The sequence below is a fragment of the Streptomyces sp. E11-3 genome, from assembly GCF_046540415.1.
Classification (GTDB): domain Bacteria; phylum Actinomycetota; class Actinomycetes; order Streptomycetales; family Streptomycetaceae; genus Streptomyces.
Genome location: NZ_JAZGRL010000002.1, coordinates 1172942 through 1197010, shown reverse-complemented (window position 1 = coordinate 1197010; position 24069 = coordinate 1172942). Strand labels below are relative to the sequence as shown.

Annotated in this window: 22 protein-coding genes and 1 pseudogene; 13 read left to right on the top strand and 10 right to left on the bottom strand. The window is 69.7% G+C overall.

Annotation, left to right across the window (positions count from 1 at the left end; translation table 11 throughout):
• Window positions 1-2: 2 nt before the first annotated feature.
• Window positions 3-656 (bottom strand): annotated as a pseudogene (locus U9R90_RS24370) (ABC transporter ATP-binding protein); the annotation flags it as partial.
• A 131-nt stretch (window positions 657-787) separates the two neighbouring features.
• Complete coding sequence (locus U9R90_RS24365) at window positions 788-1303, bottom strand: PadR family transcriptional regulator (protein WP_411058793.1); 516 nt, start codon at window positions 1301-1303, stop codon at window positions 788-790.
• 164 nt (window positions 1304-1467) lie between these two features.
• On the opposite strand from U9R90_RS24365, the gene U9R90_RS24360 reads away from it, so the two are divergent.
• Window positions 1468-2739, top strand: coding sequence for an ABC transporter substrate-binding protein (locus U9R90_RS24360; RefSeq protein WP_411058792.1), 1272 nt, complete (start codon window positions 1468-1470; stop codon window positions 2737-2739).
• Window positions 2740-2960: 221 nt separating this feature from the next.
• Window positions 2961-4628, top strand: a complete 1668-nt coding sequence (locus tag U9R90_RS24355; protein ID WP_411058791.1) for a glycoside hydrolase family 13 protein — start codon at window positions 2961-2963, stop codon at window positions 4626-4628.
• Window positions 4629-4826: 198 nt separating this feature from the next.
• Here the strand turns inward: U9R90_RS24355 and pgl are convergent, their stop codons facing one another.
• From pgl to tkt, 5 genes are read right to left on the bottom strand one after another with little or no spacing between them, the layout of a single operon-like run.
• Window positions 4827-5612, bottom strand: coding sequence for a 6-phosphogluconolactonase (gene pgl / locus U9R90_RS24350; protein WP_411058790.1), 786 nt, complete (start codon window positions 5610-5612; stop codon window positions 4827-4829).
• Complete coding sequence (opcA, locus tag U9R90_RS24345; protein ID WP_411058789.1) at window positions 5609-6628, bottom strand: glucose-6-phosphate dehydrogenase assembly protein OpcA; 1020 nt, start codon at window positions 6626-6628, stop codon at window positions 5609-5611. The genes pgl and opcA overlap by 4 nt, the downstream gene beginning before the upstream one ends.
• Window positions 6625-8163 (bottom strand): glucose-6-phosphate dehydrogenase, encoded by a 1539-nt coding sequence (gene zwf / locus U9R90_RS24340; RefSeq protein ID WP_411058788.1) that lies wholly within the window; start codon window positions 8161-8163, stop codon window positions 6625-6627. The genes opcA and zwf overlap by 4 nt, the downstream gene beginning before the upstream one ends.
• Before the next feature lie 5 nt (window positions 8164-8168).
• On the bottom strand, window positions 8169-9287 hold the full coding sequence (gene tal, locus U9R90_RS24335; protein WP_411058787.1) for a transaldolase: 1119 nt from the start codon (window positions 9285-9287) through the stop codon (window positions 8169-8171).
• 37 nt (window positions 9288-9324) lie between these two features.
• Window positions 9325-11412, bottom strand: a complete 2088-nt coding sequence (tkt, locus tag U9R90_RS24330; RefSeq protein WP_411058786.1) for a transketolase — start codon at window positions 11410-11412, stop codon at window positions 9325-9327.
• Between the two features lie 401 nt (window positions 11413-11813).
• Between tkt and U9R90_RS24325 the strand changes: the two genes are divergently transcribed.
• From U9R90_RS24325 to U9R90_RS24315, 3 genes are all read left to right on the top strand, one after another.
• Entirely contained in the window at window positions 11814-12755 is a 942-nt protein-coding gene (locus U9R90_RS24325) for a heme o synthase (protein WP_411058785.1), read from the top strand.
• A gap of 93 nt (window positions 12756-12848) precedes the next feature.
• A complete protein-coding gene (locus U9R90_RS24320; RefSeq protein ID WP_411058784.1) occupies window positions 12849-13211 on the top strand; it encodes a hypothetical protein in 363 nt (120 codons plus the stop codon).
• An 86-nt stretch (window positions 13212-13297) separates the two neighbouring features.
• Entirely contained in the window at window positions 13298-14386 is a 1089-nt protein-coding gene (locus U9R90_RS24315; RefSeq protein ID WP_411058783.1) for an amidohydrolase family protein, read from the top strand.
• Between the two features lie 51 nt (window positions 14387-14437).
• Here the strand turns inward: U9R90_RS24315 and U9R90_RS24310 are convergent, their stop codons facing one another.
• From U9R90_RS24310 to U9R90_RS24300, 3 genes are all read right to left on the bottom strand, one after another.
• On the bottom strand, window positions 14438-15433 hold the full coding sequence (locus U9R90_RS24310) for a COX15/CtaA family protein (RefSeq protein WP_411058782.1): 996 nt from the start codon (window positions 15431-15433) through the stop codon (window positions 14438-14440).
• Window positions 15434-15495: 62 nt separating this feature from the next.
• Window positions 15496-16263 carry an ABC transporter permease gene (locus U9R90_RS24305; RefSeq protein ID WP_411058781.1) on the bottom strand — a complete coding sequence of 256 codons (768 nt, stop codon included), beginning with the start codon at window positions 16261-16263 and terminating at the stop codon, window positions 15496-15498.
• On the bottom strand, window positions 16260-17192 hold the full coding sequence (locus tag U9R90_RS24300; protein ID WP_411058780.1) for an ABC transporter ATP-binding protein: 933 nt from the start codon (window positions 17190-17192) through the stop codon (window positions 16260-16262). The genes U9R90_RS24305 and U9R90_RS24300 overlap by 4 nt, the downstream gene beginning before the upstream one ends.
• A 150-nt stretch (window positions 17193-17342) precedes the next feature.
• Between U9R90_RS24300 and U9R90_RS24295 the strand changes: the two genes are divergently transcribed.
• The 8 genes from U9R90_RS24295 to U9R90_RS24260 all read left to right on the top strand — a co-directional run bounded on the left by U9R90_RS24295 (window position 17343) and on the right by U9R90_RS24260 (window position 24023).
• Window positions 17343-18086 (top strand): helix-turn-helix transcriptional regulator, encoded by a 744-nt coding sequence (locus U9R90_RS24295; protein WP_411058779.1) that lies wholly within the window; start codon window positions 17343-17345, stop codon window positions 18084-18086.
• Complete coding sequence (sufB, locus tag U9R90_RS24290; RefSeq protein WP_411058778.1) at window positions 18083-19507, top strand: Fe-S cluster assembly protein SufB; 1425 nt, start codon at window positions 18083-18085, stop codon at window positions 19505-19507. The genes U9R90_RS24295 and sufB overlap by 4 nt, the downstream gene beginning before the upstream one ends.
• A gap of 61 nt (window positions 19508-19568) precedes the next feature.
• The gene (sufD, locus tag U9R90_RS24285) at window positions 19569-20747 is read left to right on the top strand and encodes a Fe-S cluster assembly protein SufD (RefSeq protein WP_411058777.1); all 1179 of its coding nucleotides are present in this window, start codon (window positions 19569-19571) and stop codon (window positions 20745-20747) included.
• Window positions 20747-21064 carry a non-heme iron oxygenase ferredoxin subunit gene (locus U9R90_RS24280; RefSeq protein WP_411058776.1) on the top strand — a complete coding sequence of 106 codons (318 nt, stop codon included), beginning with the start codon at window positions 20747-20749 and terminating at the stop codon, window positions 21062-21064. Before sufD ends, U9R90_RS24280 begins: the two co-directional genes overlap by 1 nt.
• A 7-nt stretch (window positions 21065-21071) precedes the next feature.
• Complete coding sequence (gene sufC, locus U9R90_RS24275; protein ID WP_411058775.1) at window positions 21072-21836, top strand: Fe-S cluster assembly ATPase SufC; 765 nt, start codon at window positions 21072-21074, stop codon at window positions 21834-21836.
• Entirely contained in the window at window positions 21833-23089 is a 1257-nt protein-coding gene (locus U9R90_RS24270; protein ID WP_411058774.1) for a cysteine desulfurase, read from the top strand. Before sufC ends, U9R90_RS24270 begins: the two co-directional genes overlap by 4 nt.
• 32 nt (window positions 23090-23121) lie before the next feature.
• Window positions 23122-23595 carry a Fe-S cluster assembly sulfur transfer protein SufU gene (gene sufU, locus U9R90_RS24265; protein ID WP_411058773.1) on the top strand — a complete coding sequence of 158 codons (474 nt, stop codon included), beginning with the start codon at window positions 23122-23124 and terminating at the stop codon, window positions 23593-23595.
• A gap of 11 nt (window positions 23596-23606) precedes the next feature.
• Window positions 23607-24023, top strand: coding sequence for a metal-sulfur cluster assembly factor (locus tag U9R90_RS24260; protein WP_411059791.1), 417 nt, complete (start codon window positions 23607-23609; stop codon window positions 24021-24023).
• Window positions 24024-24069 lie beyond the last annotated feature (46 nt).

Below are 24069 nucleotides of genomic sequence, written 5' to 3'. Positions count from 1 at the left end.
CGTCAGTCCGTCAGTTCGAGCACGTCGGATATGCCGGTGCGGCGCGGCGGCGTGCCGCCCAGCTCGGCATCGTCGACGATCCGGCCGTCGAAGAAACTGATCACCCGGTCCGCGCCGCTCGCCAGCCGCGCGTCATGGGTGACCAGCAAGATCGTCTGACCACGCTGGTGGAAGCGGGACAGCAGCCGGATCACCTCCCGGGTCCCCTTGCTGTCCAGGCTGCCCGCGGGTTCGTCGGCGAGCAGCAGCCCCGGGCGGTTGACCAGGGCCCGGGCCAGGGCGACCCGCTGCTGCTCGCCGCCCGACAGCTCGCCCGGCATGCTGCGCGCCTTGCCCTCAAGACCCAGCTCGGTCAGCAGCTTCTCGCGCTCGGCGCGGGCCTGCTTGGCGGTGGACCCGGCCAGCAGCGCGGGTAGCTCGACGTTGTCGGCGACCGACAGGTTGGAGACCAGGTTGAAGAACTGGAAGACGATGCCGATCCGGCGTCGGCGCTCGGTGGCCCAGCGTGCCTCGCTGTAGGAGTCGGTGCACTCGCCGTCCAGCCAGAGGCTGCCGCCGTCCGGGCGCTGCAGCCCGCCGAGCAGATGCAGCAGCGTCGACTTGCCCGCGCCCGACGGGCCGGTGATGGCCACGAACTCGCCCGGCCGGATGGTCAGGTCGACGCCGCGTACGGCGCGGACCGGTCCGCCCTCGCCGTGATGGGTCTTGACCAGGCCTTCGGCGCGCAGCAGGGCAGCGGGATCAGAGGGGGCAGGGCGCGCGGGGGGAGCGGAGTCGGCGGTGGCGTTCATTCCGGTCCTTCCAGCTCCTCCTGGCAGCGCTCCAGCCAGTCGAGGTCGGCCTGTAGATGCAGCATCGCACCCTCTATCAGCAGCTGGGCGATGCGGTTGTCGCGGTCCTCGGCCCCGGCGAGCTTCGACAGACTGCGCATGGTGTTCAGATACTGCCGCCGCTGTTTGTTGATCAGGGCGACCTGGTCCGCGAGACCGGTCCGCGGCGCCAGGGCGAGCTTCATGAAGAACTCGTCCCGTACCCGCGGCTCGTCCGCCGTGTCCTCGTACCAGGCGAGCAGAGCCTCGTGCCCGGCGTCGGTGAGGTGGTAGATCTTCTTGTTGGGCCGGCTCGACTGGGCGACTTCCTCGCCCTCGATCAGTCCGGACTTCTCCAGCCGGCCGAGTGTCACATAGATCTGGCCGACGTTGGGCTGAGGGTACGCGGCACCCAGCAGTTGCTCAAGGTCCTGCTTGAGCTCGTAGCCGTGGGCCGGGCCGCGGGCCAGCAGCGCCAGGAGAGCCAGACGCACGCGTGCTCTCCTCCCCGTGTCCTCGTCTGCGATGTCCTCGTGTGAGGCTTCCTCGTGTGAGGTCCTCGTGTGATCGAGGCTCTAGTATCGCCCATGCCTAACAGGTATACATGGCCCGTGACGTCCCGCGAGGGTGCTGGACGCCGGTGCACTGGGAGGAACCTATGCGGTGGATACATGCCGCCGGTAGGGGGCTCCTTGTCGCCGTGGTGCTCCTGACCGGCTATGTCGCCTCCGGTGTACCGGCGGACGGCGCACGCGGCGAGGCGCGCGGCCCGCTCACCCTGGCGACCGCGGGGGACCTCACCGGCTATCTCGGTCCGCTGCTCGAAGGCTGGAACCGTACGCACCCCGACGAGCCGGTCACCCTGGTGGAACTCCCGGACTCCGCCGACGAGACCCATGAGCAGATGGCCACCGATCTGCGCTCGGCCACCGGCCGGTTCGATGTACTCAACATCGATGTCGCGTGGACCTCGGAGTTCGCCGCCGCGGGCTGGATCGCCCCGCTGGAGCGCGACCGCTTCCCGCTGGACAGCTTCCTGCCGCCGGTGGTCGACACCGCGACCTACCAGGGCAAGCTGTACGCGGTCCCGTACGTGACCAACGCCGGGATGCTCCTGTACCGCAAGGACATCCTCGACCGCGAGGGCGTACGTCCGCCACGCACCTGGGCGGAGCTGGAGCGGCAGGCGAGCACCCTCGCCCCGAAGTACGGACTCGACGGCTACGCGGGCCAGTTCCTGCCGTACGAGGGCCTCACGGTCAACGCGGTCGAGGCGGTCCACTCGGCGGGCGGCACGATCCTGGAGGGCGAGGGCGAGCGGGTCACCGTGAACTCCGCCGCGGCCCGCGAAGGCATCGGGTTCCTCGCCCGCGGCGTACGGGACGGCTGGATCGCGCAGGAGGCGCTGACGTACAAGGAGGAGGAGTCCCGGCGGGCCTTCCAGGACGGGCGACTGCTCTTCCTGCGCAACTGGCCGTACGCCTATGTGGGCGCGTCGGGCCCGGACTCCAAGGTGGCCGGGAAGATCGGCGCGGTCTCCCTGCCGGGCCGCGACGGCCCGGGCACCAGTGTGCTCGGCGGCTCCAACCTCGCGGTCGGCGCCCACGCGCGGCACCCGGACTCGGCCGCCGACCTGATCGCCTACCTCACCAGCGAACGGGTGCAGCGGCAGGTCCTCACCAAGGGGGCGCTGCCGCCCGTGCGGGCCGCGCTCTACCAGGACCCGGAGCTGATCCGGAGGTTCCCGTATCTGGGGACCCTGCGCGCCAGTGTGCTCACGGCCGCGCCGCGCCCCAAGAGCCCGCACTACGACCAGGTGAGCCTGGTGGTGCAGGCCGTCCTGCACGACGCGATGGCCGGACGGCAGACACCCGCGGCGGCCGTACGGCGGCTGGACCGGGAGCTGGCAGCCGTCGCGGACCGGGACTGACCTCCTAGTTACCCGTTATGTATCTGTGAGCACGCCCTGAGCCTGTCGGCTGCGTGGAAACTCTGGACATTTCACCCCAATCATCGATGATTTCGCGCCTACTCGTTGACATCTTCTCGTAGCCGCTACTTAACATGCATGCATAACAGCGACCGGCTCTCGGTCGAGCGCACCTCTTTGCGCACTTTCCGCACGTCACGAAGAAACAAGGTCCACGGGTGATGTCAACAAACCCGGTCGGCGACGGCCCCGCACGCCCTCACGCCCCCCGCTGGTGGCGCGACGCAGTGATCTACCAGGTGTATGTCCGCAGCTTCCTGGACAGCACCGGGGACGGCATCGGCGATCTCGCCGGGGTCCGGGCGGGCCTGCCGTATCTGAAGAAGCTCGGCGTCGACGGCGTCTGGCTGAGCCCGTTCTACCCCTCGCCGCAGCACGACCACGGCTACGACGTCGCCGACTACTGCGATGTGGACCCGCTCTTCGGCGACCTCGCCGAGTTCGACCTGCTGATGACCGACGCACGGCGCCTCGGCGTCAAGGTGCTGCTCGACATCGTCCCCAACCACTGCTCCAGCGAGCACCCCTGGTTCCGCGAGGCGCTCGCCGCCGCGCCCGGCAGCGAGGCCCGCGCCCGCTTCCACTTCGCCGACGGCCGCGGCCCGCACGGCGAGCTGCCGCCCAACAACTGGCACGCCATGTTCGGCGGCCCCGCCTGGTCCCGGATCACCGATCCTGACGGCACGCCGGGCCAGTGGTACCTGCATATGTTCACGCCCGAGCAGCCCGACCTGAACTGGCGCAACCCCGAGGTCGGCGACCACTTCGAGCACGCCCTGCGGTTCTGGCTCGACCGCGGCGTCGACGGCTTCCGTATCGACGTGGCCGCCGGACTCTTCAAGCACCCGGACCTGCCCGACTCGCCCGACCCCGAGGCCGACGCCCGTACCCGCGACTCGGTCAACCCGCTGGCCTGGAACCAGCCCGAGGTCCACGACGTCTGGCGGCACTGGCGAGCGGTGTGCGAGGAGTACACCGCGCGCGACGGCCACGAGCGCCTGCTGGTCGGCGAGGTCTCCGTGCCGACCGCCCGCGAACACGCCCGGTACGTACGCCCCGACGAACTGCACCAGGCCTTCTTCTTCGACCTGCTCGGCGCCCCCTGGGACGCCGACGCCTTCCGCAAGGTCATCTCCGAGGCCATGCAGGACATCGCGGGCACCGGCTCCACCGTCACCTGGGTCCTCAACAACCACGACCAGGTCCGCACCGTCACCCGTTACGGCGAGTCGGCCGCCGAAGGCAGCGGCCTCGGCACCGCCCGCGCCCGGGCCGCAGCCCTGCTGATGCTGGCGCTGCCCGGAGCCGCGTACATCTACCAGGGCGAGGAGCTCGGGCTGCCCGAGGTCGTCGACCTGCCCGACGAGGTGCTCACCGACCCGATCTTCCACCGCACCGGGAGCCGCGCCCGCATCCGGGACGGCTGCCGCGTCCCGCTGCCCTGGTCGGGGCACGCCTCGCCGTTCGGCTTCACCTCCGGAGCCGAGAGTGCCAAGCCGTGGCTGCCGCAGCCCGCGTGGTTCGCCGAGCACGCCACCGACCGGGCGCTGGCCGACACCCGCTCCTGCTGGCACCTGTACCGCGACGCACTGCAGCTGCGCGCCGGACTGCCCCAGCTGGGCGAGGGCGTCCTGCGCTGGCTGGAGACCCCGCCCGACGTGCTCGCCTTCGTCCGCGGTGACGGCCTGGTCTGCGCCGTCAACTTCGGCACCACGCCGGTACCCGCCCCGGTCTCCGGCACCCCACTGCTGGCCAGCGGCCCCTGCACGGCCGCCGTCCTGCCCGGTTCCACCGCCGCCTGGTGGATCAGCGACAGCACCAACCCCTGAGCACGCCCCCGCCCCCGTACACCTCCTCCCGTCCCCCGAAAGGACAACCACGATGAGACGTCACACCACCAGGCACACCACCGCGCGGCGTACGGCGCTCGCGAGCTGCACGGCCCTCGCCCTCGCGGTCGGCGCGACCGCCTGCGGNCCGGGTGGGCTGACAGGTCAGCCCACCCGGCGCTCCGCTCTGGCGAAACCTTACGGCGACGCCGGGGGATACAGCGCGCGCGGCAGCTGCGAGGCCGCCGCGTCGTCGAGCAGCCACAGCGTGCGGCTGCGGCCGTACGCGCCCGCCGCCGGGGCCTGGATCTCGCCCGCCCCGGACAGCGCGATATGCGCCGCCTTCGCCTTGTCCTCGCCCGCCGCGAGCAGCCACACCTCACGGGCCGCCCGGATCGCGGGCAGCGTCAGCGAGATCCGCGTGGGCGGCGGCTTGGGGGCGCCGTGCACCCCGACGACCATGCGCTCGGTCTCCCGTACCGCGGGCAACTCAGGGAAGAGCGAGGCCACATGCGTGTCCGGGCCGACCCCGAGGAGCAGCACGTCGAAGGACGGCACCTCGGCGTGGTTCTCCGGCCGGGAGGCCGCGGCGAGTTCGGCGGCGTACGCCGTGGCAGCGGCATCCGCGTCGTGGCCGTACGGGCCGTCCGACGCGGGCATCGGATGCACCCGTGCCGGGTCCAGCGGGACACGGTCGAGCAGCGCTTCCCTGGCCTGGGTGACGTTGCGATCCGGGTCGCCCTCCGGCAGGAACCGCTCGTCACCCCACCACAGATCCAGGCGCCCCCAGTCGACGGCGTCCCGGGCGGACGACGACGCGAGCGCGGCCAGCAGACCGTTGCCGCCCCGGCCACCGGTCAGGACCACCGAAGCGGAGCCGCGAGCGGCCTGGGCGTCCACGATCTTCGTGATCAGCCGGGCCGCGGCGGCCTGCGCCATCAGCTCCTTGTCGTGGTGGACGACCACCTGCGCGGCGGCGCTCACTTCGCCGCCGCCTTCCTGGTCACAGCCTTCGGCGCCTTCTTCACCGCGGCGCCCGTACTGGCCTCAGATGCCTCTGGGCCCGCGTCCGCCGCCGCACCGAGCCGGTCCACGCCGAACTTCAGCGCCGAGGCGTAGGTGTCGTCCGGGTCGAGGCGGCGCAGTTCCTCAGCGATCAGCTCGGCCGTCTCGCGCCGCTTCAGCGCCACCGCACGGTCCGGCTGCCCCTGCATGGAGAGCGTGGCCAGCGAGGCGTCGGGCCGGTGCAGGACGATCGGACCGCAGTCGGTCGCCATCCGGACCGCGGTGAGCCCCGGCCCACGGGAGACCGTGCGCTCCACCGGCACCCCGAGCCGGTCCGCGAGCCACATGGCCAGCAGCTCACAGCTCGGGTTGTGCTCCTCGCCCTCCACCTCGACCGAGCTGACCTGGCAGGTCAGCTGGTCCAGCGCGGCGGCCAGCATCGAACGCCACGGCGTGATCCGGGTCCAGGACAGGTCCGTGTCGCCCGGCGTGTACGTCTTGGCGCGCGCGGCCAGCTCCTGTATCGGCCGCTCGGCGGCGTAGGTGTCGGTGACCCGGCGCTGGGCCAGTGCGCCCAGCGGGTCGTTCGCCGGGTCGACCGGCGCGTTCACCGGCCACCACACCACCACCGGGGCGTCCGGGAGCAGCAGCGGCAGCACCACGGACTGGGCGTGGTCGATGGTCTCGCCGTACAGCCGCAGGATCACCGTCTCGCCGGTGCCCGCGTCCGCGCCGACCCGCACCTCGGCGTCCAGCCGGGACTTCGTACGGTCCCGCGGCGAACGCGAGACGCGCTTGATGACCACCAGGGTGCGCGAAGGGTGCTCGCGGGAGGCCTCGTTGGCGGCCTTCAGCGAGTCGTAGGCGTTCTCCTCGTCGGTGACGATGACCAGGGTGAGCACCATGCCGAGAGCCGGGGAGCCGATGGCCCGGCGCCCCTGCACCAGCGCCTTGTTGATCTTGCTGGCCGTGGTGTCCGTAAGGTCGATCTTCATGGCCGACGCCAGCTCCGTCCGTCTCGTTCGAGCATTTCGTCCGCCTCGACGGGACCCCAGGTGCCCGACGGGTACTGCGCGGGCTTGCCGTGCTTGTCCCAGTGCTGCTCGACCGGGTCGAGGATGTTCCAGGACAGCTCGACCTCCTCGGTGCGCGGGAAGAGGTTCGAGTCGCCGAGCAGGACGTCCAGGATGAGCCGCTCGTACGCCTCGGGGCTGGACTCGGTGAAGGACTCGCCGTACGCGAAGTCCATCGACACGTCCCGCACCTCCATCGAGGTGCCCGGCACCTTGGAGCCGAACCGCATGGTCACGCCTTCGTCCGGCTGCACCCGGATGACCAGGGCGTTCTGCCCCAGCTCCTCGGTCGCGGTGTGGTCGAAGGGGGAGTGCGGGGCGCGCTGGAAGACCACCGCGATCTCGGTGACCCGGCGGCCGAGGCGCTTGCCGGTGCGCAGATAGAACGGGACGCCCGCCCAGCGGCGGTTGTCGATCTCCAGCTTCACCGCCGCGTAGGTGTCGGTCTTCGACTTGGCGTCGATGCCGTCTTCCTGCAGATAGCCGATGACCTTCTCGCCGCCCTGCCACCCGGCCGCGTACTGGCCGCGTACGGTGCCCTTGCCGAGGTCCTTCGGCAGCTTCACCGCGCCGAGCACCTTGACCTTCTCGGCCGCGAGCGCGTCCGCGTCGAAGGAGGACGGCTCCTCCATCGCGGTCAGCGCGAGGAGTTGGAGCAGGTGGTTCTGGATGACGTCGCGGGCGGCGCCGATGCCGTCGTAGTAGCCGGCCCGGCCGCCGATGCCGATGTCCTCGGCCATCGTGATCTGTACGTGGTCGACGTACGACCGGTTCCAGATCGGCTCGAAGAGGGTGTTGGCGAACCGCAGCGCCAGGATGTTCTGGACCGTCTCCTTGCCCAGGTAGTGGTCGATCCGGAACACCTGGTCCGGCGCGAACACCTCGTGCACGATCGCGTTGAGCTCCTGCGCGGATGCCAGGTCGTGCCCGAACGGCTTCTCGATGACCGCGCGCCGCCAGGAGCCGTGCTGCTGGTCGGCCAGACCGTGCTTCTTCAGCTGCTGGACGACCTTGGGGAAGAACTTCGGCGGTACGGAGAGGTAGAAGGCGAAGTTGCCCCCGGTGCCCTGGGCCTTGTCGAGCTCCGCGATCGTGGCCCGCAGGGTCTCGAACGCGTCGTCGTCGTCGAAGTCGCCCTGGACGAAGCGCATCCCCTGGATGAGCTGCTGCCAGACCTCCTCGCGGAAGGGCGTCCTGGCGTGCTCCTTGACGGCGTCGTGCACCTCCTGCGCGAAGTCCTCGTCCTGCCATTCGCGCCGGGCGAAGCCGATGAGCGAGAAGCCCGGCGGCAGCAGCCCGCGGTTGGCCAGGTCGTAGACGGCGGGCATCAGCTTCTTACGGGACAGGTCGCCCGTGACACCGAAGATCACCAGGCCCGACGGCCCCGCGATACGCGGGAGCCGTCGGTCCTGAGCGTCACGCAGCGGGTTGTCGCCGCTTGCGGAGAGGGGTGACAAGGTGGTCAGGCCTCCGAGGGGGCGAGGCGCTTGAGCTCCGCCTCGGTCGACTTGAGCAGGTCGTTCCAGGACACCGCGAACTTCTCGACGCCCTCGTCCTCGAGCAGCCGCACCACGTCGTCGTAGGCGATCCCCAGCTTCTCGACGGCGTCGAGCTCGGCGCGGGCCTGCTCGTAGGTGCCGGCGATGGTGTTGCCGGTGATCTGACCGTGGTCCTCGGTCGCCTCAAGGGTGGCCTCGGGCATGGTGTTCACCGTGCCGGGGGCGACCAGGTCGTCGACGTACAGCGTGTCCTTGTACGCCGGGTCCTTGACACCCGTCGAAGCCCACAGCGGACGCTGCCGGTTGGCGTTCGCCCGGTCCAGCGGCGCCCAGCGCTCACTGCTGAAGACCTCTTCGTACGCCTGGAACGCCAGGCGCGCGTTGGCCAGGGCGGCCTTGCCGCGCAGCTCCTTGGCCTCGGCGGTGCCCTGGGCGTCCAGGCGCTTGTCGATCTCGGTGTCCACACGCGAGACGAAGAACGACGCCACCGAGTGGATCTTGGAGATGTCCAGGCCCGCGTCCTTCGCCTTCTCCAGACCGGCGAGGTAGGCGTCCATGACCTCGCGGTAGCGCTCAAGGGAGAAGATCAGCGTGACGTTGACGCTGATGCCCAGGCCGATGACCTCGGTGATCGCGGGCAGGCCCGCCTTGGTCGCCGGGATCTTGATCAGGGTGTTCGGCCGGTCCACCAGCCAGGCCAGCTGCTTGGCCTCGGCGATCGTCGCCGCGGTGTTGTGCGCCAGGCGCGGGTCGACCTCGATGGAGACCCGGCCGTCCCGGCCGCCGGTCGCGTCGAACACCGGGCGCAGGATGTCGGCCGCGTCCCGGACATCCGCCGTGGTGATCATGCGGATGGCTTCCTCGACGGTGACCTTGCGGGCCGCGAGGTCGGTGAGCTGCTGCTCGTAACCATCGCCCGACGAGATCGCCTTCTGGAAGATCGACGGGTTGGTGGTGACGCCCACGACGTGCTGCTGGTCGATCAGTTCGGCGAGGTTGCCGGACGTGATCCGCTTGCGCGACAGGTCGTCCAGCCAGATCGCGACGCCTTCTTCGGAGAGGCGCTTGAGTGCGTCTGTCATGGAAATTACATCTCCTACTTGGTTCGGTATGTCGGCGTCAGCGCTTGCTGGCGGTGAGAGATTCCCGGGCGGCGGCGGCGACAGCTTCGCCAGTGAAGCCGAACTCGCGGAAGAGGACCTTGCCGTCGGCCGAAGCGCCGAAGTGCTCCAGCGAAACGATCCGTCCGGCGTCCCCGACGTACCGGTGCCAGGTCAGACCGATCCCGGCCTCGACCGCGACCCGCGCCTTGACGGCCGGCGGCAGCACCGCGTCCCGGTAGCTCTGGTCCTGCTCCTCGAACCACTCGACGGACGGCATCGAGACCACACGCGTCGGCACACCGTCGGCCTGGAGCCGCTCGCGGGCCTCGACGGCCAGCTGCACCTCGGAGCCCGTACCGATCAGCACGACCTCCGCTTCGCCGCCTTCGGCCTCGAACAGCACATAACCGCCCTTGGCGGCGTCCTCGTTGCGCTCGTAGGTCGGCACACCCTGGCGGGTCAGCGCCAGGCCGTGCGGGGTGCCCTTGCCGAACGTCTTGGTGTACCGCTTCAGGATCTCGCGCCAGGCGATCGCGGTCTCGTTGGCGTCCGCCGGGCGGACGACGCTCAGGCCCGGGATGGCACGCAGCGAGGCCAGGTGCTCCACCGGCTGGTGGGTCGGACCGTCCTCGCCCAGACCGATCGAGTCATGGGTCCATACGTGCGTCACCGGCAGGTGCATCAGGGCGGCCAGCCGGACGGCGTTGCGCATGTAGTCCGAGAACACCAGGAAGGTGCCGCCGAAGATGCGGGTGTTGCCGTGCAGCGCGATGCCGTTCATCACGGCGGCCATCGCGTGCTCGCGGATGCCGTAGTGGATGGTCCGGCCGTACGGGTCGGCCTCCGGCAGCGGGTTGCCCGCAGGGAGGAACGACGACGTCTTGTCGATCGTGGTGTTGTTCGAGCCCGCGAGGTCGGCGGAGCCGCCCCACAGCTCGGGGATCACCGCGCCGAGCGCCTGCAGCACCTTGCCGGACGCCGCGCGCGTGGCGACGGCCTTGCCGGTCTCGAACTCCGGGAGCTTCTCCTCCCAGCCGGCCGGCAGCTCGCTCGCGTGGATGCGGTCGAACTCGGCGGCGCGCTCCGGGTTGGCGGTGCGCCAGGCGGCGAAGGACTTCTCCCACTCGGCCTTGCTGTCACGGCCGCGGTCCAGCGCCTTGCGGGTGTGCGCGATGACCTCGTCGGAGACCTCGAAGCTCTGCTCCGGGTCGAAGCCCAGGACGCGCTTGGTGGCCGCGACCTCCTCGTCGCCGAGCGCCGAGCCGTGCGAGGCCTCGGTGTTCTGCGCGTGCGGGGCGGGCCAGGCGATGATCGAGCGGACCGCGATGAAGGAGGGCCGCTCGGTCTCGGCCTTGGCGGCCTGCAGCGCCTGGAACAGGCCCGCGGGGTCGAGGTCGCCGCTCGGCAGCTGGTCTACGCGCTGGACGTGCCAGCCGTAGGCCTCGTACCGCTTCAGGGTGTCCTCGGACACGGCGGTCTCGGTGTCGCCCTCGATCGAGATGTGGTTGTCGTCCCACAAAAGGACCAGGTTGCCCAGCTTCTGGTGCCCGGCCAGCGAGGACGCCTCCGCGGAGATGCCCTCCTGGAGGCAGCCGTCACCGGCGATGGCCCAGATGGTGTGGTCGAACGGGGAGGTGCCGGGGGCGGCCTCCGGGTCGAACAGACCGCGCTCGTAGCGGGCGGCCATGGCCATGCCCACGGCGTTGGCGACACCCTGGCCCAGCGGGCCCGTGGTGGTCTCGACGCCGGTGGTGTGGCCGTACTCGGGGTGGCCCGGGGTCTTCGAACCCCAGGTGCGGAACGCCTTCAGGTCGTCCAGCTGCAGGCCGTACCCGGCCAGGTAGAGCTGGATGTAAAGGGTCAGCGACGAGTGTCCGGCGGACAGGACGAACCGGTCACGGCCCACCCAGTCGGCGTCGGAGGGGTCGTGCCGCAGCACCTTCTGAAAGAGCGTGTACGCGGCGGGCGCGAGGCTCATGGCCGTACCGGGATGGCCGTTGCCGACCTTCTGTACGGAATCCATGGCCAGGACGCGGACGGTGTCGACCGCCCGCTGGTCCAGATCGGTCCACTCGAGGTCTGAAGTGGTCGGCTTGGTGCTCACCCTGGGTCAGGGCTCCTCTCCACATGCAACACATGTCACCCCCGGCGACAACGCGCGCCGGGCGCTGTCGAGCCTACCGTTGCGCGAGCGTGCGTCCTTTTCGGTGCGATTCCGTCTCGATGCCTGGACACCTGACTCGGATGCGTGGACACCTGATTCAAGGGGCCGGGGGCGACTTAGACCAGACTGCCGGGGGTCGGCCGTCTTCGCCTCCCGAGGCTCAAGAGGCTCCGGAGGTGTATACGTCCTTCGCGGCACTGCCGCTCAACACGAGCCCACCCCCGCGAAGAGCCGGGTATGGGCAACGTCTACAGTGGCGTGGTACGCGCGAGCCTTTACCGGGTCTTCACGTCCTGTGTCCATGACCGGTGGCTCGCTGGGAGTCTGTGTCAGGGGTGTGCGTGACGGCCGTTGAATCCCGTCCTGCGGGGGTGCTCGGGACGAACCCAGGCCACCGGCCTCTCGGGGCTCGGGTCATGGCGTTCGTGGCCCTGACGAAGCCGAGGATCATCGAGCTGCTGCTCATCACGACCGTTCCGGTCATGTTCCTCGCGCAACAGGGCGTACCCAACCTCTGGCTGGTGCTCGCCACCTGCGTCGGCGGCTATCTCTCCGCCGGCGGCGCCAACGCCCTCAACATGTACATCGACCGTGACATCGACGCGCTGATGGACCGTACGTCGCAGCGCCCGCTGGTCACGGGCATGGTCAGCCCCCGCGAGGGCCTGGCCTTCGGCTCCGCGCTGGCCGTGATCTCCACGTTCTGGTTCGGACTGCTGGTCAACTGGCTGTCCGCGTGGCTGTCGCTCGGCGCGCTGCTCTTCTACGTCGTCGTCTACACGATGATCCTCAAGCGGCGTACCGCTCAGAACATCGTGTGGGGCGGCATCGCCGGCTGTATGCCGGTGTTGATCGGCTGGTCCGCGGTCACCAACTCGATGTCCTGGGCCGCCGTCATCCTCTTCCTGGTCATCTTCTTCTGGACGCCGCCGCACTACTGGCCGCTGTCGATGAAGGTGAAGGACGACTACGCGCGCGTGGGCGTCCCGATGCTTCCCGTCATCGCCTCCAACAAGGTGGTGGCCCGGCAGATCGTCCTCTACAGCTGGGTGATGGTCGCGGTCTCGCTGCTGCTGACCCCGCTCGGCTACACCGGCTGGTTCTACACCTCGGTGGCGTTGGTCACGGGCGGCTTCTGGCTCTGGGAGGCGCACGCCCTGCAGGCCCGGGCCAAGGCCGGAGTGACCGGCGGCAAGCTCAAGGAGATGCGGCTCTTCCACTGGTCCATCACCTATGTCTCGCTGCTTTTCGTGGCCGTCGCCGTGGACCCGTTCCTGCGCTGACCCCCGGGTCCCGGTAAAGGTCCTGGCAGAGGTCTCGTCAGAGGTCCACGTAGCGATTGCCCCGAGCGATTACCCGCGAGTAGCATCGGCTTTATGGCAGAGACCAAGGCTGAAGAGAACGCCACCGACCAGGCCCCCGGCCCCCGCGCGCAGCGCCGGGCGGCCAAGCTGGCCAAGCAGATCGGCGCGTTCGCCAAGACGCACGGCGGCGCCGAGGGGCAGCTCGCGTACATCGGCGAGCAAGGCACCCGGATCGTGCTCGTCGGCGCGGACGGCACCTGGGGCGACCTGGTGGCCCCCAGCCACCCGATCGCGCAGAGCGCCGTCCAGGTGGCCGGCATCACCATGCACGAGGAGTTCGACGGCGACTTCGCGGCCGGCGTGAAGACCGGCCCGTACGAATGGACCCGGATGGCCGGTATCCAGCTCGGCGGCCCCAGCAACAAGGCCGGCTGACAACTCCCGCGGACAACTTCAGCAACACCTGAACGCCCGCTCACCCGTTAGGACCGTAGGAGAACGGTCCAGAGCGGGGAGTCCGGATGATCGAGATGCCATCCCTGGTGGACCAGTACTGCCACGGGGTGCTCCGTACGGAGCTGGGCCTTGGCACCTTCGAGGCGCAGCTCGGCCGGGGTCAGGGCCCGCCCGCCCCCGGCACCACCTTCTTCGACACCCAGACCGGCTTCGCGGTACGCCGCTGGTGCCCACCCCTGCTCGGCCTCGAACCGCACTGCCCGCCCGCCCGCTATCTGGCCAGGCGCCGAGAGCTCGGGGTTGCCGAGGCGGACCGGCGGCTGCTGCGCGGTACCGGCATCACCACCTATCTGGTGGACACCGGGCTCCCCGGCGACCTCACCAGGCCGCCCGAGCTGGCCGCGGCGGGCGCGGCCCAGGCCCATGAGATCGTCCGCCTGGAACTGCTCGCCGAGCAGGTGGCCGACACCTCGGGCACCGTCGAGTCTTTCCTCGCCAACCTCGCCGAGTCGGTGCACGGTGCCGCCGCGGGCGCCGTCGCCTTCACCTCGGTCGCCGGGGTACGGCAAGGGCTCGCGCTGGCCCCCGAGCCACCCGACGCGGGGGAGGTGCGGGGCGCCGCCGCCCGCTGGCTGGCCGCCCGCGAGGTCGGTGGCCCGCTGACCGATGCGGTGCTGCTCAGGCATCTGCTGTGGATCGCGGTCGCCAGCGGGCTGCCGCTCCAGTTGCACACCGGGGCGGGCGATCCGCAGACCTACCTCGGCGCGTTCGCGCGGGCCACGGCCGGGCTCGGCACCGATCTGGTGCTGCTGCACGGCTATCCGTACCACCGGCACGCCGCGCAGCTGGCCGGGACCTTCCCGCATGTGTACGCGGATCTGGGCCCGGCGTCGGTCCGCACCGGGGCGCGTGCGGCCTCCCTGCTCGCCGAGGTCCTGGAGCTGGCGCCGTTCGGCAAGCTGCTGTTCTCCAGCGGAGCCCGGGGGCTGCCCGAACTCCATGTGGTCGCGGCCCAGCTCTTCCGCGAGGCGCTGGGGCGGGTGCTGGGCGGCTGGGTCTCCGAGGGGGCCTGGTCGCGCAGGGACGCGGACCGGGTGGCGGGACTGATCGCGGCGGACAACGCGCGGCGGGTGTACGGCCTGTCAGACGGCTGACGCCGGGGAAAGGGCCGGGTCAGACACCCGACATCTCAGACAGCTGACATCTCAGACAGCCGACATCTGGGACTCGGACTGGGCCGGGAGGTCCACGGTGCTCCGCGGCCGTTCCCGCATCGCCAGCGCCACCCGGACCACCGCGATCCACACCAGGCAGGAGCCCAGCATGTGCGTCGCCACCAGGATCTCGGGCAGGTTGGTGAAGTACTGGACGTAGCCGATCACGCCCTGGGCGAGCAGGATCGCGAAGAGCTCGGCGGTGCGCCGCAGCGGCCCGCGCGGCGCGTCCATGGCCTTCAGGATGAGCCACAGCGCGAGCGTGAGGATCACCACGACCCAGGCCGCCACCGCGTGCACCCGGCTGATGGCCTCCGGGTCGAAGAACATCCGCGGTACCTCGCTGGAGTCGCCCGCGTGCGGCCCGGAGCCGGTCACCGCGGTGCCCGCGACGACCAGCACCGCCGAGGCGACGACCAGCACCCACACCAGTTGCCGCACGGCCTTGCCGACCAGCGGACGCGGGGCGTCGTCGCCCTCGCGGGCACGCTGCCACATCACCGTGGCGACGGTGATCAGCGTGGTGGAGAGCAGGAAGTGCAGGGCCACGGTGTACGGGTTGAGGCCGACCAGGACCACGATGCCGCCCAGTATGGCGTTGCCCATCACCAGCCAGAACTGCAGCCAGCCGAGCCGGGTCAGGCTGTGGCGGCGCGGCTTCTGGGAGCGCGCCGCGATGATCGCCCAGGCGACGGCGGCACACAGCACATACGCGAGCATGCGGTTGCCGAACTCGATGACGCCGTGGAAGCCCATCTCGCTGGTCGCGGTGAGCGAGTCGTCGGTGCACTTGGGCCAGGTCGGGCAGCCGAGGCCCGAGCCGGTCAGCCGTACGGCGCCGCCGGTCACCACGATGGCCGTGTTCATCACCAGTGACGCGAGGATCGCGCGCTGGACGATCCGGGGTGACGGAGACCAGCGCTCGGCGATGAAGGCGAGCGGGTTGCGCGCGGCTTGGGCGAGTTCCGCCCGGGTCAGATTCGGCACGGGGTCATCCTAGGAGGGGGCTTGTGCATCCGTTCACGAGGGGTGGCGAAATCACGCCCAGATCACTCCCAGCGGAAAAACCGGGCGGCCGCGCCCAGGCCCAGTACCGCCCATACGGCCAGGATCGCGAGGTTCCCCCAGGGCAGGCCGGCGCCGTGCTGGAGCACGTCCCGCAGCCCGTCCGAAAGCGCCGAGATCGGCAGCAGCCCGAGCGCCGACTGGGCCCCGTCCGGGAACTTGTCCAACGGCACGATGACCCCGCCGCCCACCAGCAGCAGCAGGAACACCAGATTCGCCGCGGCCAGCGTCGCCTCCGCCTTCAGCGTCCCCGCCATCAGCAGCCCGAGCCCGGAGAACGCCGCCGTACCGAGCACCAGAAGCAGCAGTACGGACAACGGGTTGCCGTCCGGCGACCAGCCGAGCCCGAACGCGATCGCCGTCAGCAGCGCGATCTGCAGCACCTCGGTGACCAGGACCGACAGCGTCTTCGCCGCCATCAGCGCCCACCGGGGCAGCGGCGAGCTGCCGAGCCGCTTCAGGACGCCGTAGCGCCGCTCGAAGCCGGTGGCGATGGCCTGCCCGGTGAAGGCGGTGGACATCACGGCGAGCGCGAGCACGCCCGGCGCCAGGAAGTCCACGGACTTGCCCGACCCTGTATCGATGATGTCGACCGTCGAGAACAGCACCAGGAGCAGCGAGGGGATGACCACAGTGAGCAGCAGCTGTTCGCCGTTGCGCAGCAGCATCTTCGTCTCGAGCGCCGTCTGGGCCGCGATCATGCGCCCGACCGGGGCGGCCCCCGGCTTCGGCGTGTACGTACCGGCGCTCATCCGCGCAGCTCCTTACCGGTCAGCTCCAAGAAGACGTCCTCCAGGGTGTGCCGCTCGACCGAGATCCGCTCCGGCATCACACCGTGCTGGGCGCACCAGGAGGTGACGGTGGCCAGCAGCTGCGGGTCGACGGTGCCGGTCACCCGGTACGAGCCCGGGGTGAGCTCGGCGGCCGCGGTGTTCATCGGCAGGGCCTTGAGCAGCGAGGCCACATCGAGTCCGGGGCGCCCGGTGAAGCGCAGGGTGTTCTCGGCGCCGCCGCGGCAGAGCTGCTCGGGGCTGCCCTGGGCGACGACCCGGCCCTCGTCGATGATCGCGACATCGTCGGCGAGCTGCTCGGCCTCGTCCATGTAGTGGGTGGTGAGGATGGTGCTCACGCCGTCGGTGCGCAGATCGCGTACCAGGTCCCAGGTGGCCCGGCGGGCCTGCGGGTCCAGGCCCGCGGTGGGCTCGTCCAGGAAGACCAGCTCGGGGCGGCCCACCACGGCCATCGCGAGGGCGAGCCGCTGCTGCTGGCCGCCGGAGAGCCTGCGGTAGGTGGTGCGTCCGCAGCTGCCGAGGCCGAGGCGCTCGATCAGCGCGTCCACGTCCAGGGGGTCGGCGTGCAGCTTGGCCATGTGGCGCAGCATCTCGTCGGCGCGGGCGCCCGAATACACGCCGCCGGACTGCAGCATCACGCCGATTCTGGGCCGCAGCCGGGCCGCGTCCGCGAGCGGGTCGAGACCGAGGACGCGCACGGTGCCCGCGTCGGGTTTCCGGTAGCCCTCGCAGGTCTCGACGGTGGTGGTCTTGCCCGCGCCGTTGGGTCCGAGTACGGCGGTGATGCCCGTCCCTGCCGTCAGGTCGAGGCCGTCCACGGCGGTCTTTGATCCGTACCGCTTCACCAGGCCGTGGATCCGGACTACCTCGGAGGCGGGGTCTGCACGCATGCCGCGCAGTCTAGAGACGGGCCATGGGGCCCGGGGGCGGCGGGGGCCTGTCCACAGAGCGGAATTAGGTAACCCTTAGTGACTGAAGCCACCCTCATGCGTTTCGGTCGCGGGTTGTCGGGGCCTGAGGAATTACGCAACAATGGCGTTGTGAAAAACGTTGGCGAGGTTCCGCAGGAGGAACTCGCGACCGGCGAGCGCTCCACGCGCAACCGCGTCGCGCGCTCCATCCTGGACCACGGCCCGTCCACCGTGGCCGAACTCGCGAAGCGTCTGGGACTCACCCAGCCGGCCGTCCGCCGACACCTTGACGCGCTCGTCGCCGACACCGTCGTAGAACCTCGTGAACAGCGCGTTTACGGCGCACGCACCCGTGGCCGACCGGCCAAGGTGTTCGCGCTGACCGACTGCGGCCGGGACGCCTTCGACCAGTCGTACGACAAGCTGGCGGTCGAGGCTCTGACCTGGATCTCCCGGGCTGCGGGCGGCGGTGAGCGCGGCGAGGCCGCGGTCGCGGCCTTCGCCAGGGACCGGTTCGCGGCCCAGGCCGACACCTACCGCGAGATCCTCGACGGCGTGGCCCCCGAGGAGCGCACCGAGGCCCTGGCCAAGGCACTCTCGGCCGACGGGTACGCTGCTACTGCGCGTAGCGCGCCCCAGCCGCAACAGGGTGAGCAGCTGTGCCAGCACCACTGTCCCGTTGCGCATGTGGCCGAGCAGTTCCCGCAGCTCTGCGAGGCGGAGACCGAGTTCTTCGGCCGCCTGCTCGGCACACATGTCCAGCGGCTGGCCACCATCGCCCACGGGGACGGCGTGTGCACCACGCACATTCCCCGCATCGAGCATCACAGCAAGTCCACCACTGCAAGCACGGCCGGGAGGAACCCCGCATGACTCTCCCCATCGAGGAGACTGCCCACCCTGAGCTCGAGGGTCTGGGTACGTACGAATACGGCTGGGCCGACTCCGACGCGGCCGGCGCCGCTGCCAAGCGAGGTCTCAGCGAGGAGGTCGTCCGCGACATCTCCTCCAAGAAGAACGAGCCGGAGTGGATGACCAAGCTTCGCCTCAAGGGCCTGAAGCTCTTCGAGAAGAAGCCCATGCCGAGCTGGGGCTCCGACCTGTCGGGCATCGACTTCGACAACATCAAGTACTTCGTGCGGTCCACCGAGAAGCAGGCCGAGTCCTGGGAGGACCTGCCGGAGGACATCAAGAACACCTACGACAAGCTGGGCATCCCGGAGGCGGAGAAGCAGCGCCTGGTCGCCGGTGTCGCCGCCCAGTACGAGTCCGAGGTCGTCTACCACCAGATCCGTGAGGACCTGGAGGAGCAGGGCGTCATCTTCCTGGACACCGACACCGCGCTCAAGGAGCACCCGGAGCTCTTCAAGGAGTACTTCGGCACGGTCATCCCGGTCGGCGACAACAAGTTCGCCTCGCTGAACTCCGCGGTGTGGTCCGGCGGCTCCTTCATCTACGTGCCGAAGGGCGTGCACGTCGAGATCCCGCTGCAGGCCTACTTCCGGATCAACACCGAGAACATGGGCCAGTTCGAGCGGACGCTGATCATCGTCGACGAGGACGCCTACGTCCACTACGTCGAGGGCTGCACCGCGCCGATCTACAAGTCGGACTCGCTGCACTCCGCGGTCGTCGAGATCATCGTCAAGAAGGGCGGCCGCTGCCGCTACACGACCATCCAGAACTGGTCGAACAACGTCTACAACCTGGTCACCAAGCGCGCCGTGGCGTACGAGGGCGCGACCATGGAGTGGGTCGACGGCAACATCGGCTCCAAGGTGACCATGAAGTACCCGGCCGTCTACCTGATGGGCGAGCACGCCAAGGGCGAGACCCTGTCCATCGCCTTCGCGGGCGAGGGCCAGCACCAGGACGCCGGCGCCAAGATGGTCCACATGGCCCCGAACACCTCGTCCAACATCGTCTCCAAGTCGGTGGCGCGCGGCGGCGGCCGTACCTCGTACCGCGGTCTGATCGAGATCGGCGAGGGCGCTCCGGGCGCGAAGTCCAACGTGCTCTGTGACGCGCTCCTGGTCGACACCATCTCCCGCTCGGACACGTACCCGTACGTGGACGTCCGCGAGGACGACGTGTCCATGGGCCACGAGGCCACCGTCTCCAAGGTCTCCGAGGACCAGCTCTTCTACCTGATGAGCCGCGGTCTGACCGAGTTCGAGGCCATGGCCATGATCGTGCGCGGCTTCGTGGAGCCGATCGCCAAGGAGCTGCCCATGGAGTACGCGCTGGAGCTCAACCGGCTGATCGAGCTGCAGATGGAAGGCGCGGTCGGCTGACGCCCCCGCCCACGGTCCGCAGCTACACGTCTTGACTGAGAAAGCGAGCACTACGACAGCCATGGCTGAGGCTCAGAACATCCCGGTGGGCTCCACCACCGCCGGATCCATCGCGGTGGCCGCCGAGTCCACCGTCGCCACCCGTATGAGTGCGCCCCCGTCCTTCGACGTGGCGGACTTCCCGGTCCCGCACGGCCGCGAGGAGGAGTGGCGGTTCACGCCGCTGGAGCGCCTCAGGGGTCTGCACGACGGCACCGCGAAGGCCGACGGCACCCTGAAGGCCGACATCGACGCCCCCGACGGCGTCACCGTCGAGTCGGTCGGCCGGGACGACGCGCGCGTCGGCAAGGCCGGTACGCCGGTCGACCGGATCGCCGCCCAGGCGTTCTCGTCCTTCGAGAAGGCCACCGTCGTCTCGGTCCCCAAGGAGCAGGTGCTCACCGAGCCGGTGCGGGTCACCCTGCACGGCGAGGGCGGCACCACCTTCGGGCACACCGTCTTCGACATCGGCGCCTTCGCCGAGGCTGTCATCGTCATCGACCACACCGGTGACGCCGTCCGCGCCGCCAACGTCGACTTCCTGATCGGCGACGGCGCCAAGGTCACCGTGGTCTCCGTGCAGGACTGGGACGACACTGCCGTCCACGTCTCGCAGCACAACGCCCTCATCGGCCGCGACGCCACCTTCAAGTCGGTCGTGGTGACCTTCGGCGGCGACGTCGTACGTCTGCACCCGCGCGTCACCTACGCGGGCCCCGGTGGCGAGGCCGAGCTCTTCGGCCTGTACTTCACCGACGCGGGCCAGCACCAGGAGCACCGCCTCCTGGTCGACCACAACGTCCCGCACTGCAAGTCCAACGTCGCCTACAAGGGCGCGCTCCAGGGCGACAACGCGCACGCGGTCTGGATCGGTGACGTCCTCATCGAGGCCGCCGCCGAGGGCACCGACACCTACGAGATGAACCGCAACCTCGTCCTCACGGACGGCGCGCGGGTCGACTCGGTGCCGAACCTGGAGATCGAGACCGGCGAGATCGTCGGCGCGGGCCACGCCTCGGCGACCGGCCGCTTCGACGACGAGCAGCTCTTCTACCTGATGTCCCGCGGCATCCCGCAGATCGAGGCCCGCCGCCTCGTGGTGCGCGGCTTCTTCGCCGAGCTGGTCCAGCAGATCGGTGTCCCGGACATCGAGGAGCGCCTCATGGCCAAGATCGAGGCCGAGCTGGAGGCGTCGGTCTGATGACGTACGTACGCGCCTGCGGCCTCAGCGAGCTGGAAGGGGACACCCCCAAGCGGGTGGAACTCGACGGCACGCCGGTCTCGGTCGTCCGCACCGAGGGCGAGGTGTTCGCGATCTACGACATCTGCTCGCACGCGAACGTGTCGCTCTCCGAGGGCGAGGTGGAGGACTGCCAGATCGAGTGCTGGCTGCACGGCTCCAGCTTCGACCTCCGCACCGGCAAGCCGTCCGGCCTTCCCGCGACGCGCCCCGTCCCCGTATACCCCGTAAAGATCGAAGGGGACGACGTGCTCGTCTCCCTCTCCCAGGAGTCCTGAGGCACCCATGGCAACGCTTGAAATCCGAGACCTGCACGTCACCGTCGAGGCCGACAACGCCACGAAGGAGATCCTCAAGGGCGTCGACCTGACTGTGAAGCAGGGCGAGACCCACGCCATCATGGGCCCCAACGGCTCCGGCAAGTCCACCCTCGCGTACTCCATCGCGGGCCACCCGAAGTACACGATCACCAGCGGCACCGTCACCCTCGACGGCGAGGACGTCCTGGAGATGTCCGTCGACGAGCGCGCCCGCGCCGGCATGTTCCTGGCCATGCAGTACCCGGTCGAGGTTCCCGGTGTCTCGGTCTCCAACTTCCTGCGCACCTCCGCCACCGCCGTCCGCGGCGAGGCCCCCAAGCTGCGTACCTGGGTGAAGGAGGTCAAGACCGCGATGGAGGACCTCCAGATGGACCCGGCCTTCGCGGAGCGCAACGTCAACGAGGGCTTCTCCGGCGGTGAGAAGAAGCGCCACGAGATCCTCCAGCTGGAGCTGCTCAAGCCGAAGATCGCGATCCTCGACGAGACCGACTCCGGCCTGGACGTCGACGCCCTGCGCCAGGTCTCCGCGGGCGTCAACCGCGTCCACGCGAGCGGCGAGGTCGGCACTCTGCTGATCACGCACTACACGCGCATCCTGCGCTACATCAAGCCCGACTTCGTGCACGTCTTCGCGAACGGCCGCATCGCCGAGTCCGGCGGCGCCGAGCTCGCCGACAAGCTGGAGGCCGAGGGCTACGAGGCTTACACGAAGGGTGGCGCATCCGCGTGACACAGCTGCCGGGCCTCCTCGACACTGAGGCGATCCGCAAGGACTTCCCGATCCTGGACCGGGTGCTCCACGACGGCAAGAAGCTCGTGTACCTGGACAACGCGGCGACCTCGCAGACGCCGCGCCAGGTGCTCGATGTGATCACCGAGTACTACGAGCAGCACAACGCCAACGTCCACCGCGGCGTGCATGTCCTCGCCGAGGAGGCCACGGCGCTGTACGAAGGCGCCCGGGACAAGGTCGCGGAGTTCATCAACGCGCCCAGCCGGGACGAGGTGATCTTCACCAAGAACGCCTCCGAGTCGCTCAACCTCGTGGCCAACATGCTCGGCTGGGCCGATGAGCCCTACCGCGTGGACCACGAGACCGAGATCGTCATCACGGAGATGGAGCACCACTCCAACATCGTTCCGTGGCAGCTGCTCTCGCAGCGCACCGGCGCGAAGCTGAAGTGGTTCGGCCTCACCGACGACGGCCGACTCGACCTGTCCAACATCAACGAGGTCATCACCGAGAAGACGAAGATCGTCTCGTTCGTTCTGGTCTCCAACATCCTGGGCACCCTCAACCCGGTCGAGGCGATCGTCCGCCGCGCCCAGGAGGTCGGTGCGCTGGTCCTGATCGACGCCTCGCAGGCCGCCCCGCACATGCCGCTGGACGTGCAGGCGCTGCAGGCCGACTTCGTGGCCTTCACCGGCCACAAGATGTGCGGTCCGACCGGCATCGGCGTCCTGTGGGGCCGCCAGGAGCTGCTTGAGGACCTGCCGCCGTTCCTCGGCGGTGGCGAGATGATCGAGACCGTCTCGATGAGCTCCTCGACCTACGCTCCGGCCCCGCACAAGTTCGAGGCCGGTACGCCTCCGGTGTCCCAGGCCATCGCGCTCGGTGCGGCCGTGGACTACCTGAACTCGATCGGCATGGAGAAGATCGCGCAGCATGAGCACGCGATCACCGAGTACGCGGTCAAGCGGCTGCTCGAGGTCCCGGACCTGAAGATCATCGGTCCGGTGACGGCCGAGGACCGGGGCGCCGCGATCTCCTTCGTACTCGGCGACATCCACCCGCACGACGTGGGCCAGGTCCTGGACGAGCAGGGCATCGCGGTCCGGGTCGGCCACCACTGCGCGCGGCCGGTCTGCCTGCGGTACGGAATTCCTGCGACCACGCGAGCGTCGTTCTATCTGTACTCCACGCCCGCCGAGGTCGACGCCCTGGTGGACGGCCTGGAGCATGTACGGAACTTTTTCGGTTGATGGTTGACGAGGCAGCGGCTGAGGGTTGACTGGTGAAGCTTGATTCCATGTACCAGGAAGTGATCCTGGACCACTACAAGCACCCCCATGGGCGTGGCCTGCGGGACGGCGACGCCGAGGTGCACCACGTCAATCCGACGTGTGGCGACGAGATCACGCTCCGCGTGAAGTACGACGGGTCGCGCATCGCGGACGTGTCGTACGAGGGCCAGGGCTGCTCGATCAGCCAGGCCAGCGCCTCGGTCCTGAACGACCTGCTGGTCGGCAAGGAGCTGGCCGAGGCGCAGCGCATCCAGGAGGTGTTCCTGGAGCTGATGCAGTCCAAGGGCAAGCTGGAGCCGGACGACGCCATGGAGGAGGTACTGGAGGACGCGGTCGCGTTCGCCGGTGTCTCCAAGTACCCGGCACGCGTGAAGTGTGCTCTGCTGAGCTGGATGGCGTGGAAGGACGCGACGGCGCAGGCGCTGGGCGACGACCGCGAGAGTGCTGTGAGGAAGATCGCATGACTGACAACGCCGTGACAGAGAACGCCGCGACCGAGAGTGCCGCGACGCCCGACGCCGCGACGCCGGACGACACCGCGACGCCCGCCGCCGCGACCCCGGACGGGGCCGCGACCGTGAAGCCGGCCTCCGAGGAGGAGGTCCGCGAGGCGCTGCTGGACGTCGTCGACCCCGAGCTGGGCATCGACGTCGTCAACCTCGGCCTGATCTACGGGGTCCATGTCGACGAGGCCAACATCGCCACCATCGACATGACGCTGACGTCCGCGGCCTGCCCGCTGACCGACGTGATCGAGGACCAGGCGAAGTCCGCCACCGACGGCATCGTCAACGAGCTCCGGATCAACTGGGTCTGGATGCCGCCGTGGGGCCCGGACAAGATCACCGACGACGGCCGCGAGCAGCTGCGCGCGCTCGGCTTCAACGTCTGAGTCGTACTCCGCCGTACCGAGGGGCGGCTGTCCGGATGCATCCGGA

What these genes read in the sequence shown, in the direction of transcription:
- U9R90_RS24360 (WP_411058792.1), top strand. Translation starts at nt 1,468, where the DNA reads ATGCGGTGGATACATGCCGCCGGTAGGGGGCTCCTTGTCGCCGTGGTG.
- U9R90_RS24355 (WP_411058791.1), top strand. Translation starts at nt 2,961, where the DNA reads ATGTCAACAAACCCGGTCGGCGACGGCCCCGCACGCCCTCACGCCCCC.
- opcA (WP_411058789.1), bottom strand. Translation starts at nt 6,628, where the DNA reads ATGAAGATCGACCTTACGGACACCACGGCCAGCAAGATCAACAAGGCG.
- tal (WP_411058787.1), bottom strand. Translation starts at nt 9,287, where the DNA reads ATGACAGACGCACTCAAGCGCCTCTCCGAAGAAGGCGTCGCGATCTGG.
- U9R90_RS24320 (WP_411058784.1), top strand. Translation starts at nt 12,849, where the DNA reads ATGGCAGAGACCAAGGCTGAAGAGAACGCCACCGACCAGGCCCCCGGC.
- U9R90_RS24315 (WP_411058783.1), top strand. Translation starts at nt 13,298, where the DNA reads ATGATCGAGATGCCATCCCTGGTGGACCAGTACTGCCACGGGGTGCTC.
- U9R90_RS24305 (WP_411058781.1), bottom strand. Translation starts at nt 16,263, where the DNA reads ATGAGCGCCGGTACGTACACGCCGAAGCCGGGGGCCGCCCCGGTCGGG.
- U9R90_RS24300 (WP_411058780.1), bottom strand. Translation starts at nt 17,192, where the DNA reads ATGCGTGCAGACCCCGCCTCCGAGGTAGTCCGGATCCACGGCCTGGTG.
- sufB (WP_411058778.1), top strand. Translation starts at nt 18,083, where the DNA reads ATGACTCTCCCCATCGAGGAGACTGCCCACCCTGAGCTCGAGGGTCTG.
- sufD (WP_411058777.1), top strand. Translation starts at nt 19,569, where the DNA reads ATGGCTGAGGCTCAGAACATCCCGGTGGGCTCCACCACCGCCGGATCC.
- U9R90_RS24280 (WP_411058776.1), top strand. Translation starts at nt 20,747, where the DNA reads ATGACGTACGTACGCGCCTGCGGCCTCAGCGAGCTGGAAGGGGACACC.
- sufC (WP_411058775.1), top strand. Translation starts at nt 21,072, where the DNA reads ATGGCAACGCTTGAAATCCGAGACCTGCACGTCACCGTCGAGGCCGAC.